We start from the raw sequence: 13,401 nt of genomic DNA, 5'->3' as shown, positions 1-13,401 counted from the left end.
AGGGCGGTACCTGCGGATGAACGCCCGGACACTCGCCTGGCTCGGCGGAGCTCTGCTCCTCATCGGAGTGCTGCTCCTGGCCTGGCCCGACTCCAGCACCTCGCCCACCCAGACGAGTGGTACGTCCCCCAGCTCGTCGCCCTCGGTGACCTTGCCCACCGTCCCGCCGAGCAGCACCGACGACCTTGCCCACGACCACGCTCACCCCGACCTCGCGCCACAGCTGAGCGTCGTACGAGCCTTCGCCAAGGCCTTCACCGCCGACGGTCCCCAGCAGCAGTGGATCTCCGGCCTCCAGGCCTACGTGACCCCCGACCTCCTGGACGGCCTCAGGTACACCGACCCACGCCTACGACCCACGGGCAAGGTCGTTAAGGCCGCCCACCTCGCCCCCGCGGAGTTCTTCAAGATCGAGATCCGAGGCGGCCAGAGCCTGACTTGCACCGTGGTCGCGGCCTCCGGCGGGGAATGGGTCGTCGACTCCTTCGAGCCCATCGAGACCCTGCTCCCCTCGGGCACCGATGTCTGACTCGCGCTGCGCATAGGTCGGCCCCGAGTCTCGTCACTGGACAAGTCAGAGCCGCGCGGGGGAGTCGGTTGTCGTCTGCACCGGACCGAATCGCGCCTCGGCCTGTCCGCCCATCAGGGCCCAATAGCGGTCGCCGTAGGACCAGTGCCACCATTCGGTGGGACAGTTGAAGGTCTGGTTGTCACTCGTGGTGAATGGTGTCAGGCCACGTCAGCGCGATGATCGAGGTCATCTCGAGTTCCGTCGCCCGCGAGCGACCGCCCCCGACACGATGAGGAACGCCGCAACTCCGAGAAGTACGACTCCGATGTAGAGGAACATGTCTTCTTGGACACGGTTGTTCACCGAGTAGGTGCCGATCGCAAGAAGCACGAGTCCTAGAGTGGCTGAGCCGAAGCCACGGAAAGGGCTGCCCTCAAACGGTGGCGATTGCATGGTCTGAGTGTCGCATGGGTTGGTGACGATCGCGGCGAGGCTAGGCACATACAGGCGGCGACCGGGGGCCTGCCGAGCTACCGCACTGTGGAGAGCCAGCGCTTGACCAGGGTGGACGTGCCTCGGCGGAACTCGTGTGTTTCTTGCACCCGAAGTACCTGCGCCCCGGGGAGCGCGGTCGACCATTCTGCTTGCAGAGCGGGGGCGACGGCTGTGTCGTCCTCGCTCACGACCACCAGCGACTTCAAACTTGAGTCGGCGACGTGCTGTGGGGACCCTGCGGTCAAGGACTTGCGCGCGTGGCTGCGGTTGTGAATACAGCCGCGGAATAGCCATGCCTGGAACACGACGAGTGGGTCATGGGACTTCTCGATCTGCTGCCATTGCGTGATAGCGGCCGCCCGCTTGGAGCCCGGTTGAGGGCCTGCAGGGTCGCGTCGGAGGGAAGGCGCTCGCTCTCCTCGACGGCTCTACGACACGTGCCGGCGGTGGTCGGCCGACCTTGCGTCGTCGAGTTGGACGACCCGCGGCGTCACACCTGGCCTGCTCCTCGCACTTGTCGTGGGTGAAGGCCCTCATCGAAGGGTCTCGCGCGCGAGAGGAGTACTCGATGGCATCGGTCGGTATGTCCCCCCGGCCCCGTACGCACGTCCGCGATGGGGTCGGGCTGATCTGTGCGGGCGTCTCCGGCTGGGGCGCTGCACCCTTGGTCGCCCAGCCCGGCCTGGCGATGCCCGTCTTGGCCGCCGGCACTCTGACCGGTGCGGGAGTGATCGTGGGCGGTCAACGCTCGGCACGACGCAGCGAGATCACCACCTACCTGACCTCGACTCTGGCGCCGCTGCTGGGGCTCAGCGCCTCGAGCGCGACCAACCCCAAGGCGACCTCAGGTCTGGTCATCACCAGGAGCTGGACCAGCGGCCTGCGTGACTGGCCCGGGCGGCCGCGGCGGGTGCGGGTCCGGTACGTCCCCGGCCGAGCGAGGGTCGGTGACGTGGTGGTCGATATCGGCGACAGTCGGTGGGTCAACGAGCTCGCCCGCCAGATCGGCAGCCGTCTCGGAGGTGAGTACGAGGTCGCGCGCAACGACCAGATCCGCGGCCGGCTCCAGCTGCGGCTGCGTACGAAGCCGCTCCCGGGGGAGGTCCCTGAGACTGCCCAGGTTCGGCGAGCGAAGAAGGTCGTCAACGAACTGCTGGCCGGCACGGCCAAGGTCGACAACGTCGACGTCGACGACACAACCGGCGAGGTGCGCCGCCTCACCGTCAAGCACGACGTCGGCGCCAAGCTCGCGGCGCCGGGCTACCGCAACCGAGTCGAGCGCACCGTCTCGGTGATGCTGCCGGGTCGGTGGCGAGCGAGGTGGGACATGGAGGCCGACTCGGTCGTCTTCGAGGTCCGGCCCACCTTGCCCGAGAGCCTGTGGATTCCCGCACGTGCGCTGCCCGAGGACGACCCGCTGCTTAACTACCGCGCCGTCGAGATCCCCTGCGGCGTCGACGAGGACGGCGAGGCGATCGCCTGGCGTCCGGCCATCACCCCGCAGTGGCTCATCACCGGTGAGACCGGGTCGGGCAAGACGTCGACCGGCCACGGCATCCTCACCCAGATCACCCGCTTCGGGTGGCCGGTGTGGATCGCCGACGGCAAGGGCATCGAGTTCCTCGGCTTCCAGGACTGGCCCAACGTGCAGATCGTGGCCTCGCGGATCGAGGAGCAGGTCGCGGTCATCCACCGGGCGTGGCAGCTGATGGAGCACCGCTACCAGCTGGTCGTCGACCGCAAGGCGCGCACCGAGGACTTCGAGCCGCTGATGGTCTTCGTCGACGAGTTCACCGACCTCAAGGCCAACCTGCAGAGCTGGTACCAGCAGATCAAGGTCAAGGGTGATCCCACGAAGCCGCCGACGCTGGCCGAAGTTGGGTCGATCGCCCGCAAGGGACGTACCGCCCGGGTTCACCTGGTCCTCTCGATGCAGCGTCCGGACGCCGAGATCCTCACCGGTGAAGCACGTGAGAATTTCGGCCAGCGCACCGGCATGGGTCAGCTGTCGCCCCAGGGCGCGCAGATGATGTGGAACAACCCTGTGACCGGCGTGACGATCCCGCGTGGACGCACCGGTCGCGCGATCGGCTCGAACAGCACCGGGCTGCCGGTCGAGATGCAGTGCTACCGCGTGCCGGACCCCAAGGAGGCCATCCCGGGCACCGAGGAGTACGAGCTGCTCGAGCAGCTGCGGCCACCGGAGTCCCGCCATGAGCGCCTGCTGATCGTGTCTCCTGAGATCGACTGGAGCGGAGAGGAGCCGGTCGAGCCCACCTTCACCGACTTCGCCGAGGCGGAGTGGGTCAAGGCCGCCGACCACCCCGAGCTCGACCCGATCGCATGGGAGCTCGACCGCGACCAAAACACCGCCGGCGACGGCCGCACGCTCTCCTCGGCGATGACCGTCCTCGGCCTCGACGACCGTTCCCGTGACGCCGCCGGTGGCGGCCGCCGCCTCTTCGACCGGGTCGGGCGAGTCGACACCAGCAAGCCGTACGCCGCGGCGACGTCTGTCCCCGACGCGCCCTCCAACACCGGCACCGCCGGGGACGACCGGGATCTCGACGACGACCTCTACGCCGGCCACTACAGCCACCCCACCCCCACCCAGGCCTCCGCCCTCCAGGTCGGAGATCTCGTGTGCGTTGACGACGACCTCGGCTCGTGGGCCGTGGTCGAGGACGAACCAATCGAGGACTTCGACGACCCCGACTCCCTGCTCATCGCATGGCGCGACGACCAGGACCAGAGCGGCGAGCTCGTCGTCGCCTCCGAGGCACTGATGCAAGCCCGACGACCCACAGCGATGGAGGACTGAGATGCACGACAACCGACCGACCAACAGCGGCTCGAGCAGCGACCTCACGCCCATGGAGGAACTGCTGGTGATGAAGGTCGGCCTGATCGCCGCCGGTGTCGTGGCCAGCTCCGTGTGCACGGTCGCTTTCTGGCACCGCATCCTGGACTGGCTCGTCGAGCACCAGGTGCTCGTCGAGGCATCCAACTCTCCGATCGTGAAGATGCCATCCGGGCAGGGCGTAGGCCTCGACGTACCCCGTGTCGCGATCGCGGTCGCCGCGCTGGTGGCCCTCGTCGTGTTCGGGATCGCCGCGCTACGGGCCTACTGGTCCCGCCCGGCCGAGCACGTCGGCGGGCTCGGTGAGCGGCGGATGCGATGAGACCCATCAGCCGAGAGGTCCTAGCGCGCAACGAGGCAGCGAAGCTGGCGGCGGCAGAACTGCCCGACGGTGCGTGCACGCGCCGCGGGCGGCTTTGGTCGGTCCTGGAGCGAGCGCACCGTCGTGCCAGCACCCCGGAAGAGGCCGCCCAGGTCGTCGCCGCCGCACGCGAGGAGTTCTGCGCCGGCTGTCCGGCGCTCATGGCGTGCCACCGGCTCGCCGAGGTCGGCACTTACACCGGCCTGGCCGCCGGCGCCGCCTACGAGAACGGCGAGCGCCAGAAGGACACGTGGACCGCCCCCAAGGCCGGACGCCAGCGCAAGACCCGGCCGAAGGCAGCAGCTCCCACGACCGAACGCACCACCAGCAGGCAGGTCGACCGACGAGCCAGCTGATCGGAACCAGTCGCTGCCCGCCGGACAACGGGCAGCGCGACCACCCAGAAATGGGCAGGACGCGGGAGGAGACACGCGCATGCACCGCATGCCGAATCGGGGGTCAGAAGATGTGCCGCGGCAAGGGTGAGGGAGGACGTCGGTGCCCCGGCTGCAATGGCAAGACGGCGCTGGGCAAGCACAACGACCGACGTCGGGTCAACCGCGCGATCCGACGCAACGTGGTGGAGTGGGCCAAGCGAGAGGGGTATGTCCCCGAGGAGCTCGAGCAGCTCGCCGCGGCACCACCGAACGTCGCGAAGAAGTGGATCAAGGGCAAGGGGGTTCAACCCTGACGACTTCGTCGACCAGGTCCCAGTTTCGCGGCCGCGACGTCTGCGTCCGATGGTGCCCAGCGAGCGTGGGCGGACTGTCGGGTGATGCCCGCGGCGCGTCCAATCGCCTCCCAGCTCTCACCGGCGGAGCGGGCCGACTCCACGGCATCCTCCAGGTCCTGTTCGGCCACGGCGACTGCGCGGCGGGCCCGGGTGATGGCGTTCAACGCACTCTGACCCTCGACGTGCTCGCGGCGCCAGATGGCGGTGAACGTCTCGAAGTAGGTGTCATCGACACCGAAGACGTCGTGGTCGTTGGCGAAGATCCGTCCGGCGCTGGGGTCCTCGAGCGCCTGGGAGGGGACGCGGGCGATGAGGTCACTCATCCAGGTGCTGGTGATCGCTGAGGAGCTGGGGTTCGCGCGGCAGTCACACATCACTCGCCAGCCAACGACCTCGGCTGCCGGGCGGCTCGTGTAGCGCCCCTGGGGGGGGCGCCCCGGGTTCGCGGGCGTCCTCGTCATCGTCGACGCCGACGATGACGTGGTCGGCCGGCACCGAGCCGCTCCAGATCCCGCGACCGCGACCGCGGACGTCATCACCGAACTCGGGGAGCACGTAGCCCTCGTGCAGTCCGTCCTCGTCTGACCAGTTCACAGCGATCACGCTGTCAGGGTTTCCTGACATGCACCAGGGATCGCTGTCAGTGCTGCTGGACACCCTGCGATATTCAAGCGTCTGCGTATCTCCGGGCGCCACTCCCGGCTGCGGATGAAGTCGCCGCGGGACATGGGGCTATGGGCTCGTCACAAGGTGCCGTTGGCGCGCGAAGACCTTGGCCCCTCACCCACGTCGATGGGTGTGGCCGGAGCGTAGAGCGCGCCTCTGGCTCAGTTGTGCAGCGAGCTGGTGGCGGCGCGCCTCACGAGGTCGGTGATGCGGTCGAGGGTGGCGGACTGCAACCGCCAGCGCTGCCAGTACAGGTCGACGTCGACGCGGGCCGTGGGGTGCAGTAGGACGAGGTCTTCGGTTTCCAGGGCTGCCTGGAGCTGCCCCTCGGGTAGCACGCTCCAGCCCAGCCCGAGGCATACGGCGTCGAAGTACTCGCGGTTGGAGGGGATGAAGTGCGCTGGCGGTGGGGTCTTGACGTCGAACTGGTCCATGAAGTGCTTGGGTAGGAGGTCCAGGCTGTCGAACTGCAGCATCGGGGTGCTGCTGAGGTAGGCGCTGAGGTCCTCGTCTGGTTGGGGGGCGATCGCGGGGGAGCAGACCGGGTAGTAGCGCATGGTCCCGAGCTGTTCGACGGTGCAGCCGGCTCCGGGCTCGGGGTCGGTGGTGACGGCCGCGAGCGCAGCGCCGGAGCGCAGGAGGTGCGCGGTGCGGTCCTGGTCCTCGATCCGCAAGTCGAGCAGCCACCTTCCTTCGGCGCCGATGGTTTGGACCACGGGTCGGAACCATGTCGACAGGGAATCGGCGTTGACCGCGATCGTGACGCGGACGGCGGGGTCTTCGGCGTGCAGCGTCTGGGCTAGTCGGGCCGCGGTCTCTTGCTGGAGCAGCAGCGACTGCCGGGCCAACTGCAGCAGCTCGTGGCCGATCTCAGTGGCCATCGCGGGTTGCGTTCGCGCCACGACCGGATGCCCGACCTGCCGTTCAAGGGCCGCGATCCGCTGGCTGACGGCGCCGGTGGTGATGTGAAGCCGCGCCGCGGCGGCAGCGAAGGTCCCCTCATCGCACACCGCGGCGAGAGTTCCGAGGGCCTCGATCCCGAACTGCATTCAGCAATGCTAAACGCTGATGAGCATCTTTCGCTTTCATTGAATGCTTGAAGGCAGCAGCCTGGTGGCAATCGGATACCCGCAACCGGGGTTCCGGCCGCACCCGAGAGGAGTTCATCGTGTCGACCTTGACCCCGTTGGTCTCGTCCGCCGCCTATGGCGTGAGCGACTACCTCGGGGGGGTGGCCTCGCGACGTACCAGTGCCTTGGGAGTCGTCGCCATCGCCTATCCGACCTCGGTGATCGGCATGGCGTTGCTCGCGCTCGTGGTCCCCGGAGAGTCCTCAGCAGCTGGTCTGGCGTGGGGAGCCGCGTCGGGTGTCGTGATGGCCTTCGCGATCTGGTGGTTCTACCTCGCGCTGGCGGCAGGCCCTATCAGTGTCGTTTCGCCGACCACGGCAGTGTTGGTGGCTGCTATCCCGGTGGTCATCGGTGTCGCGCAGGGGGAGAGCCCACAGGGCTGGACCTGGGCGGGCATCGCACTGGGTCTGGTCGCCGTGGTCCTGGTCAGCTGTGATCTCAGCGGCGCTGACCGCCGCATCACGGGCAGCACGTTGCTGCTGGCCATCGGCGCCGGCACGGCCTTCGCCTTGAGCTTCGTGCTCACCGCCGAGATCCCGACCGGCTCCGGCATGCTGCCTCTGGTCGCCGCTCGAGGCGCCGCAACCCTGGTCGTGTTCGCCTTCCTGCTCACCCGACATCACACTCCCGAAGCAACCGTGTCGTGGCCGCAGCGGCTGCGCTCGTGGAGTATCCCGGTCCTGATCGGGGTCGTCGACGTTGTGGCCAACGCCGCCATGTACTTCACCTTCCAGTTCGGCGAGTTGGCGATTGGAAGCCTCGTGATCGCGCTCTACCCGGCTTTCACCGTGGCCCTGGCCGTCCTGGTGCTCCGCGAACGCATTCACCCCATCCAGAGCGGCGGCCTGCTGGCATCCGTGGCCGCCATCTTGCTCATCAACGCCAGCGCCTAGCGACCAAACACTGCTACGCGCCCGCTATATATGCGGGCATCACGGCCAGTCCGCGATCACCGATGACGACCGCACCCGGACGGCGCCCGCCCCAGAAGCGCGCCCCGTCTATGGACCTAAGGAGAAGGAGAAGCCACGCGATGAGTTCGGCACCCGCCACCACCACAAAACCGCATCCCATCACCGAGGCAGAGACTGCCGCAGCGGTCAACCCGCTGTGGGGTGGCCGATTCAGCACAGGAGCAGACGCCCTGCTGGTCGAGATCAACTCGACCGTCCACTTCGACCACAAGCTCGCCGAGTTCGACCTGGATGGCTCGCAGGCCCACGTACGGATGCTCGCCTCCCAGAACCTCATCAGCCAGGGCGAGGGCGAGGTTATCCGCGACGGTCTCGAACAGGTACGGCGCGAGTTGGCCGACGGAACCCTCCAGCTCGATCCGGCCCTCGAGGACGTTCACATGAACATCGAGTCCCGGCTGCGCGAGATCATCGGGCCGGTCGCCGGGCGGATGCACATCGGTCGCTCTCGCAATGACCAGGTCGCCGTCGACTCGAAGCTCTGGACCAAGGCCGCGGTCCAGGAGTGCGACGCGATCCTGGAAGCCGTCATCGCCGCGATCGTCGAGCGAGCGACCGAGTTCAGCGACGCGGCCATGCCTGGGTTCACCCATCTGCAGTGTGCGCAGCCGGTAACGCTCGGCCATCACCTGTTGGCCTACGGCGAGATGTTCCTCCGAGACCGCGACCGGCTTCTCTGCGCGCTGCGCCGGATGGACGAATCCCCGCTGGGCGCCGCCGCGCTGGCCGGAACCGGGTTTGACATCGACCCGTTCGCCACCGCCCGCGACCTCGGGTTCGAGCGACCTGCCCGCAACTCCATCGACGCTGTCTCCGATCGCGACTACATGCTCGACGTCGAGGCCGCCGCGAGCATCTGCGGCATCCATATGTCCAGGCTGGGGGAGGAGCTCGTGAACTGGAGCGCTCCCCAGTTCGGCTACGCCCAGCTCCCAGAGGGTCTGACCGCCGGCTCCTCGATCATGCCGCAGAAACGGAACCCCGACGCTGCCGAGCTCATCCGCGCCAAGTCCGGCCGCATGGCAGGGGCGCTCATGAACCTCCTGATGGTGATGAAAGCGCTCCCGCTCGCCTACAACCGCGATACCCAAGAGGACAAGGAGCCGTTCTTCGACTGCGTCGACACCTTGAACCTGTGCCTGCGCGTGGTTCAGATGCTGATCGTCGAGACCACCTTCAACACAGATCAGATGAGCCGGGACGCCCGTCGTGGCAACGCCAACGCCACTGACCTGGCCGACTGGCTGGTCACCGACCGAGGGCTCACCTTCCGCGATGCCCATCACAGCGTCGGACAGCTCGTCCGGGCTCTCGACGAGCGCGGGTTCGATCTGGTCACCGCCCCGCCCGGGCTCCTCGGCGAACTCAACAGCGACTTCGCCGGCATCCCGACCACTCTCACGACCCTCGAACACGCACTGTCCCGCCGCACCTCGTTCGGCGGCACAGCCCCAGACAACGTGCGAGCACAAGCGGCCGCCCTCGCGGCCGCGAACAGCGCGCTCGGCAGCGACGGTCACTCGCGTAGTTAGCAGGGCCCGCCCAACTCCCCTCCAACCCCCACGACAGACGAAGCACCCTTGAGAGCAGAAAGGCCCACAACCATGAGTCTCACCACCGTCGACTTTGACAGGGGTCGAGTCGCCCTGGCCTACTCCGGCGACCTCGACACCACCGCGTGCATCCCCTACCTCAAGGAACACATGGGGTGCTCCTACGTCCTGGCCGTCGCCGTCGACCTCGGCCAGGGTGACGAACTCGAGCCGCTGCGCCTGAAGGCGCTCGCTTCAGGAGCTGACGAGGCGATCGTGATCGATGCCCGGCACAAGCTCATCCTCGACTACGGCCTCCCCGCGCTCCAGGCCAACGCCGTCTACAACGGCAAGTACCCGCTCAGCTCAGCCCTGGCACGACCCGTGATCACCGACGTCGTGCTCCAGGCCGCGAAGGACCACCACTGCGGCTCAGTCGCCCACGGCTCGACGGGCAAGGGCAACGACCAGATCCGCTTCGACCTGGGCATCAAGCTCCTCGACCTCGACATGCAGATCCTCGCTCCTGCCCGGGAATGGAGCTTCACCCGTCCCGAGACCGTGGACTACATCCAAAGCCACGGCATCCACGCGCACGTCAGCGCGGACAAGCCCTGGGGAGTCGACCTGAACCTCCTCGGCCGCAACATCGAGGCCGGTCCCATCGAAGACCTCGACTGGGTTCCCACCGAAGAGGTCTGGGCCCTCACCGCTGACCCCACAACCGTCGACCATGAGCCGGACGACATCACTGTCGACTTCCATGACGGTGTCCCCACCGGCCTCGACGGCGTACCCCTGCACCCGGTGGATATCTTCGGCCACCTTAACCACGTTGCGGGCCGGCACGGCATCGGGCGCCTCGACGTCATCGAAGACCGAATCATGGGCATGAAGTCTCGCGAGCTCTACGAGGCACCGGCGGTAACCGTGCTCCTCACCGCGCACCACGAGCTCGAGCAGCTTGCGCTCCCACGAGACGTCACCAGCTGCAAGGCACAGGTCGACCACCTCCTCGCCCAGTACATCTACGACGGGCTCTGGCACAGCCCGTTGCGCGAACACCTCAGCGCCTTCGTAAAGGAGACCCAAGCCGGTCTCAACGGCTCAATCACCCTGCGACTCTCGCGCGGCACCGTCACCGCCATCCGCCGCTCGTCCAGCGTGAGCCTGTACAACCACAAGCTCGTCACCTACGGCGCCGGCTGCACCTTCCCCACCGGCGCGAGCGAAGGCTTCATCGAGATCACCGCCCTCGCCGGCCGCGAGTGGCGCCGCGCCCGCAACGAGATCGCCGGACCAGCCAAGACCCCGGCCATTCCAGCCTCCGAGAACCCCCGAGAGCCCGCTGCGGCCGCGTCGGCGCTTGGTGCCTGACGTCGCCCAGCGGGCGGGACCGCGCGCAGGTGGTAGTAGCCCGAGCACACTAGGACTGAACCCCTATTGACGAGGCCCGGCTCCACCAAGGTGGTGGAGCCGGGCCTGGAGCCGCCACGGCGCTTCCGACAGATCAGGCGCAGACGCGAGCACCGATCGTGTGGTAGTTGAGCGTGTTGAAGTCCGAACTGGCCCACGCCTGGACGCACGCCGTGCTCTGAGAGTTCGCGAGACGAATGAATGGCGTCCACGACGAGGCACCCGAGGAGCCCGGGCGAATCCAGTCGTTGGCGCCGGCACGCCGGCCCTCAGACTCGACGATCTGTTCGACGTTCACCGTGTCGGAGTAGCCGCTGTTGCCGTAGAGGACCACACGGGACCAATTGCCGTGACAGGTCCAGGACCAGCGGAGCTGCAGAACCCCGACGACCTTGCCTCTGGTCGGACCGCGGGACCCGACCAGAGGTGCAGACTTGACCGTGTAGGCGTTGGAGCAACTCGTTGCCGGGTTGCCGTTACCGCCAAAGTCTGCGGCCGACGCGGGCGAGCTGAGGCCGAACAACAGCGCGGGCGACAGGAAGGCCGCGGCAAGCAGGTGTCGGGGTCGTGCCTGCCCGAGGATGGTGGAGAACATGGCTGGGTCCTTTCAAGCGGAGTCGGGTGGGTGCCTCACCGGCGAGTCGACCGTGACACGACTCCCGACGCCCCCTCCAGGGCTTCGAGGAGGGCGCCTGTTCGTTCGGTTCGGCTCTCCGTTCGCCGATCTGTTCGGCGAACACCCCCGTGTCGCTCCTCCTCTACGCTCTAGCGATGGTTGAGACCCCTGACGGCGACTCACCGGGGTACCGGCCCCCCGAGGAACCGGGCTACGCCCGCCTTGATGATTTCAAGCTGGACCTGCGATCTGCCGTCGCTCTGGGCGGTCCGAACCACCAGCTGCCCAAGGTCCGCTCGATCGCCGCGGTCATTGGGACCTCCATCAGCACCGTCTCCAATGCCCTGAACGTCGACGACAAGTCCGTCCCGTCCGAAGAGACGGTGCGGGGACTCGCGACCGCCTACGACCACCCACGGCTTGGCTATTGGCTCGAGCGACGCGCCCACATCGCCGCGCAAACTCGGGGCACAGGCCCTGCATCAGAGATCGCGCCTACTAGTGACCCCGACGCCGCAAGCAGCGATCCAACGGGATCGTCACCCCGACCTCGCCACGAGTGGGTCGCGCTACTCCTGACCGTGACGGCCATCCTGTGCGCGACCGCAGCCGCCATGGCACTGTGGAGCGGCGCCAGACCGGGGCCACCGAGCGAAAGGCCGGGGACCCCAACGAGCAGTCTCAGCGACGCCACCGGAGAGACCGCCGCAGCAGCGAGGCGGGGGCCGGCCGACTACAGCGACCCCGTTGCTGCGGGCTGCGTCGATGCAGGGTCACAACGGCTCAAGACTGTCGTCGTGAAGTCCGTCGGCCTGGTCTCGCTGGTCCACTCCGCAAGCTGCGACGCCTACTGGGCCCGCGCTGAGCGAACCGACGGCAAGCAGGTCGGCAACCACGTCGATCTCTCCATCACCGCTCGTGGCTCGAACCGAGAGCCGGCTGTGGCGAACGACCCAGACGCAGCAACCGTCTACACCTACCTACTCACCGGCGGTGACGCCTCAGGGTTCTGTGTCGCCGCCACCTTCTGGGTGGACGAGGAATCGTTCAAGTCGCCGCGGTTCTGTGTGGACAAGCAGTAGCCACTGCCGGGCACCAGGCTGGGGTGGGGGAAGGGGGCAACGGCCACGCCCCGGACGATGGGACCACCGTCAGGTGGTCGAGGGCATCATCTACCGCTTCCGCACCGGCATCGCCTGGCGTGACCTGCCCGCTGAGTTCGGACCCTGGCAGACCGTCTGGAAACGCCACAAGCGCTACGGCGTCGATTGCACCTGGGACCGCATCCACGCCCACCTGATCGCGCTGGCAGACTCCAACGGCGACGTCGGATGGGACCTCAGCATCGACTCCACCATCAACCGAGCCCACCAACACGCAACCACGCTGACCCGCACACCCCTGGCCGGCACACCCCTGGCCGGCACAAGGGGACCTGTCGAACTACACGAATCGGGCCAACGGACTACTCCTGGAGCCAGCTGACCACGCCCTCGGCCGCTCCCGCGGCGGCCTGTCAACCAAGATCCACCAACTCGTGGACCGCCACTGCCGGCCGCTGGTCGTGATCATCGGCCCAGGCCAGGGCGGTGACTCACCCATGCTGCCGCACCTGTTGAGCCAACTACGCGTCGCCCGCCTCGGCCCTGGCCGGCCACGCACCCGACCCGATCAAGTCCTCGGCGACAAGGCCTACTCCTCCCACGCCAACCGGGCACTGCTCCGCTCACGAGGCATCAAGGCAACCATCACCCAACCCGCCGACCAGCAGGCCAACCGGAAGCGTCGCGGTCGAGCCGGCGGACGTCCTCCGGCCTTCGACGCCAACCTCTACAAGGGCCGCAACGTCGTCGAGCGAGCGTTCAACCGCATCAAGGACTGGCGCGGCCTCGCCACCCGCTACGACAAGCTCGCCACCACCTACTGCGGAGGCGTCGTCTTACGAGCCATCACCCTCTGGCTCAACTAAAGAGACACGACCTAGAGCGTGTCTGCTTAATCCGGGCGTGGTGGTCGGCGATGGTTGACACATGTCGCGTGTGGCAGTGCTGAATGACGCTCAGTGGGAGCGGATCGAGTCGTTGATGCCGTCCTCGGATGGCCAGCG

At 67.6% G+C, this 13,401-nt stretch carries 15 protein-coding genes; 11 read left to right on the top strand and 4 right to left on the bottom strand.

The features are described 5' to 3' along the window. Positions 1–16 precede the first annotated feature (16 nt). The 5 genes from M8330_RS15995 to M8330_RS15975 all read left to right on the top strand — a co-directional run bounded on the left by M8330_RS15995 (position 17) and on the right by M8330_RS15975 (position 4,918). Positions 17–529: a hypothetical protein gene (locus M8330_RS15995; protein ID WP_250828132.1), complete on the top strand. Its 513-nt coding sequence runs from the start codon at positions 17–19 to the stop codon at positions 527–529. Between the two features lie 1,174 nt (positions 530–1,703). Further along, positions 1,704–3,827 carry a hypothetical protein gene (locus M8330_RS15990; protein WP_250828131.1) on the top strand — a complete coding sequence of 708 codons (2,124 nt, stop codon included), beginning with the start codon at positions 1,704–1,706 and terminating at the stop codon, positions 3,825–3,827. Between the two features lies 1 nt (position 3,828). Then, complete coding sequence (locus M8330_RS15985; protein ID WP_250828130.1) at positions 3,829–4,188, top strand: hypothetical protein; 360 nt, start codon at positions 3,829–3,831, stop codon at positions 4,186–4,188. Beyond that, a complete protein-coding gene (locus M8330_RS15980) occupies positions 4,185–4,583 on the top strand; it encodes a hypothetical protein (RefSeq protein WP_250828129.1) in 399 nt (132 codons plus the stop codon). Before M8330_RS15985 ends, M8330_RS15980 begins: the two co-directional genes overlap by 4 nt. A 110-nt stretch (positions 4,584–4,693) precedes the next feature. Continuing rightward, on the top strand, positions 4,694–4,918 hold the full coding sequence (locus M8330_RS15975) for a hypothetical protein (RefSeq protein WP_250828128.1): 225 nt from the start codon (positions 4,694–4,696) through the stop codon (positions 4,916–4,918). On the opposite strand, the gene M8330_RS15970 is transcribed toward M8330_RS15975, so the two are convergent. The 3 genes from M8330_RS15970 to M8330_RS15960 all read right to left on the bottom strand — a co-directional run bounded on the left by M8330_RS15970 (position 4,909) and on the right by M8330_RS15960 (position 6,675). After that, a complete protein-coding gene (locus M8330_RS15970; RefSeq protein ID WP_250828127.1) occupies positions 4,909–5,283 on the bottom strand; it encodes a hypothetical protein in 375 nt (124 codons plus the stop codon). The two genes, M8330_RS15975 and M8330_RS15970, sit on opposite strands and share 10 nt — an antisense overlap. A gap of 43 nt (positions 5,284–5,326) precedes the next feature. After that, positions 5,327–5,563, bottom strand: coding sequence for a hypothetical protein (locus tag M8330_RS15965; RefSeq protein WP_250828126.1), 237 nt, complete (start codon positions 5,561–5,563; stop codon positions 5,327–5,329). Positions 5,564–5,787: 224 nt separating this feature from the next. Then, positions 5,788–6,675, bottom strand: a complete 888-nt coding sequence (locus tag M8330_RS15960; RefSeq protein ID WP_250828125.1) for an ArgP/LysG family DNA-binding transcriptional regulator — start codon at positions 6,673–6,675, stop codon at positions 5,788–5,790. A 119-nt stretch (positions 6,676–6,794) separates the two neighbouring features. Between M8330_RS15960 and M8330_RS15955 the strand changes: the two genes are divergently transcribed. The 3 genes from M8330_RS15955 to M8330_RS15945 all read left to right on the top strand — a co-directional run bounded on the left by M8330_RS15955 (position 6,795) and on the right by M8330_RS15945 (position 10,639). Then, entirely contained in the window at positions 6,795–7,649 is an 855-nt protein-coding gene (locus tag M8330_RS15955; protein WP_250828124.1) for an EamA family transporter, read from the top strand. Between the two features lie 140 nt (positions 7,650–7,789). Next, positions 7,790–9,262 (top strand): argininosuccinate lyase, encoded by a 1,473-nt coding sequence (gene argH, locus M8330_RS15950; protein WP_250828123.1) that lies wholly within the window; start codon positions 7,790–7,792, stop codon positions 9,260–9,262. Between the two features lie 72 nt (positions 9,263–9,334). Next, entirely contained in the window at positions 9,335–10,639 is a 1,305-nt protein-coding gene (locus M8330_RS15945; protein WP_250828122.1) for an argininosuccinate synthase, read from the top strand. Positions 10,640–10,772: 133 nt separating this feature from the next. Here the strand turns inward: M8330_RS15945 and M8330_RS15940 are convergent, their stop codons facing one another. Then, positions 10,773–11,273, bottom strand: coding sequence for a hypothetical protein (locus tag M8330_RS15940; protein WP_250828121.1), 501 nt, complete (start codon positions 11,271–11,273; stop codon positions 10,773–10,775). A 176-nt stretch (positions 11,274–11,449) separates the two neighbouring features. On the opposite strand from M8330_RS15940, the gene M8330_RS15935 reads away from it, so the two are divergent. Genes M8330_RS15935 through M8330_RS15925 form a run of 3 tightly spaced genes read left to right on the top strand, consistent with a single transcriptional unit; the run spans position 11,450 to position 13,263 of the window. Beyond that, the gene (locus M8330_RS15935) at positions 11,450–12,376 is read left to right on the top strand and encodes a DUF2690 domain-containing protein (protein ID WP_250828120.1); all 927 of its coding nucleotides are present in this window, start codon (positions 11,450–11,452) and stop codon (positions 12,374–12,376) included. Beyond that, a complete protein-coding gene (locus tag M8330_RS15930; RefSeq protein ID WP_308196298.1) occupies positions 12,288–12,779 on the top strand; it encodes a transposase in 492 nt (163 codons plus the stop codon). Before M8330_RS15935 ends, M8330_RS15930 begins: the two co-directional genes overlap by 89 nt. Then, a complete protein-coding gene (locus M8330_RS15925) occupies positions 12,730–13,263 on the top strand; it encodes an IS5 family transposase (protein WP_308196302.1) in 534 nt (177 codons plus the stop codon). The genes M8330_RS15930 and M8330_RS15925 overlap by 50 nt, the downstream gene beginning before the upstream one ends. Positions 13,264–13,401: the final 138 nt, after the last annotated feature.

Source organism: Nocardioides bruguierae (assembly GCF_023656415.1).
GTDB classification, from domain to species: Bacteria; Actinomycetota; Actinomycetes; order Propionibacteriales; family Nocardioidaceae; genus Nocardioides; species Nocardioides bruguierae.
The sequence above is the reverse complement of the archived record's forward strand: the minus strand, read 5'-3'. Positions and strand labels throughout refer to the sequence as shown.

Bases quoted from the DNA above. Each gene is read 5' to 3' on its own strand.
- M8330_RS15995 (WP_250828132.1), top strand. From the start codon at position 17: ATGAACGCCCGGACACTCGCCTGGCTCGGCGGAGCTCTGCTCCTCATC.
- M8330_RS15985 (WP_250828130.1), top strand. From the start codon at position 3,829: ATGCACGACAACCGACCGACCAACAGCGGCTCGAGCAGCGACCTCACG.
- M8330_RS15980 (WP_250828129.1), top strand. From the start codon at position 4,185: ATGAGACCCATCAGCCGAGAGGTCCTAGCGCGCAACGAGGCAGCGAAG.
- M8330_RS15975 (WP_250828128.1), top strand. From the start codon at position 4,694: ATGTGCCGCGGCAAGGGTGAGGGAGGACGTCGGTGCCCCGGCTGCAAT.
- M8330_RS15970 (WP_250828127.1), bottom strand. From the start codon at position 5,283: ATGAGTGACCTCATCGCCCGCGTCCCCTCCCAGGCGCTCGAGGACCCC.
- M8330_RS15960 (WP_250828125.1), bottom strand. From the start codon at position 6,675: ATGCAGTTCGGGATCGAGGCCCTCGGAACTCTCGCCGCGGTGTGCGAT.
- argH (WP_250828123.1), top strand. From the start codon at position 7,790: ATGAGTTCGGCACCCGCCACCACCACAAAACCGCATCCCATCACCGAG.
- M8330_RS15945 (WP_250828122.1), top strand. From the start codon at position 9,335: ATGAGTCTCACCACCGTCGACTTTGACAGGGGTCGAGTCGCCCTGGCC.
- M8330_RS15940 (WP_250828121.1), bottom strand. From the start codon at position 11,273: ATGTTCTCCACCATCCTCGGGCAGGCACGACCCCGACACCTGCTTGCC.
- M8330_RS15935 (WP_250828120.1), top strand. From the start codon at position 11,450: ATGGTTGAGACCCCTGACGGCGACTCACCGGGGTACCGGCCCCCCGAG.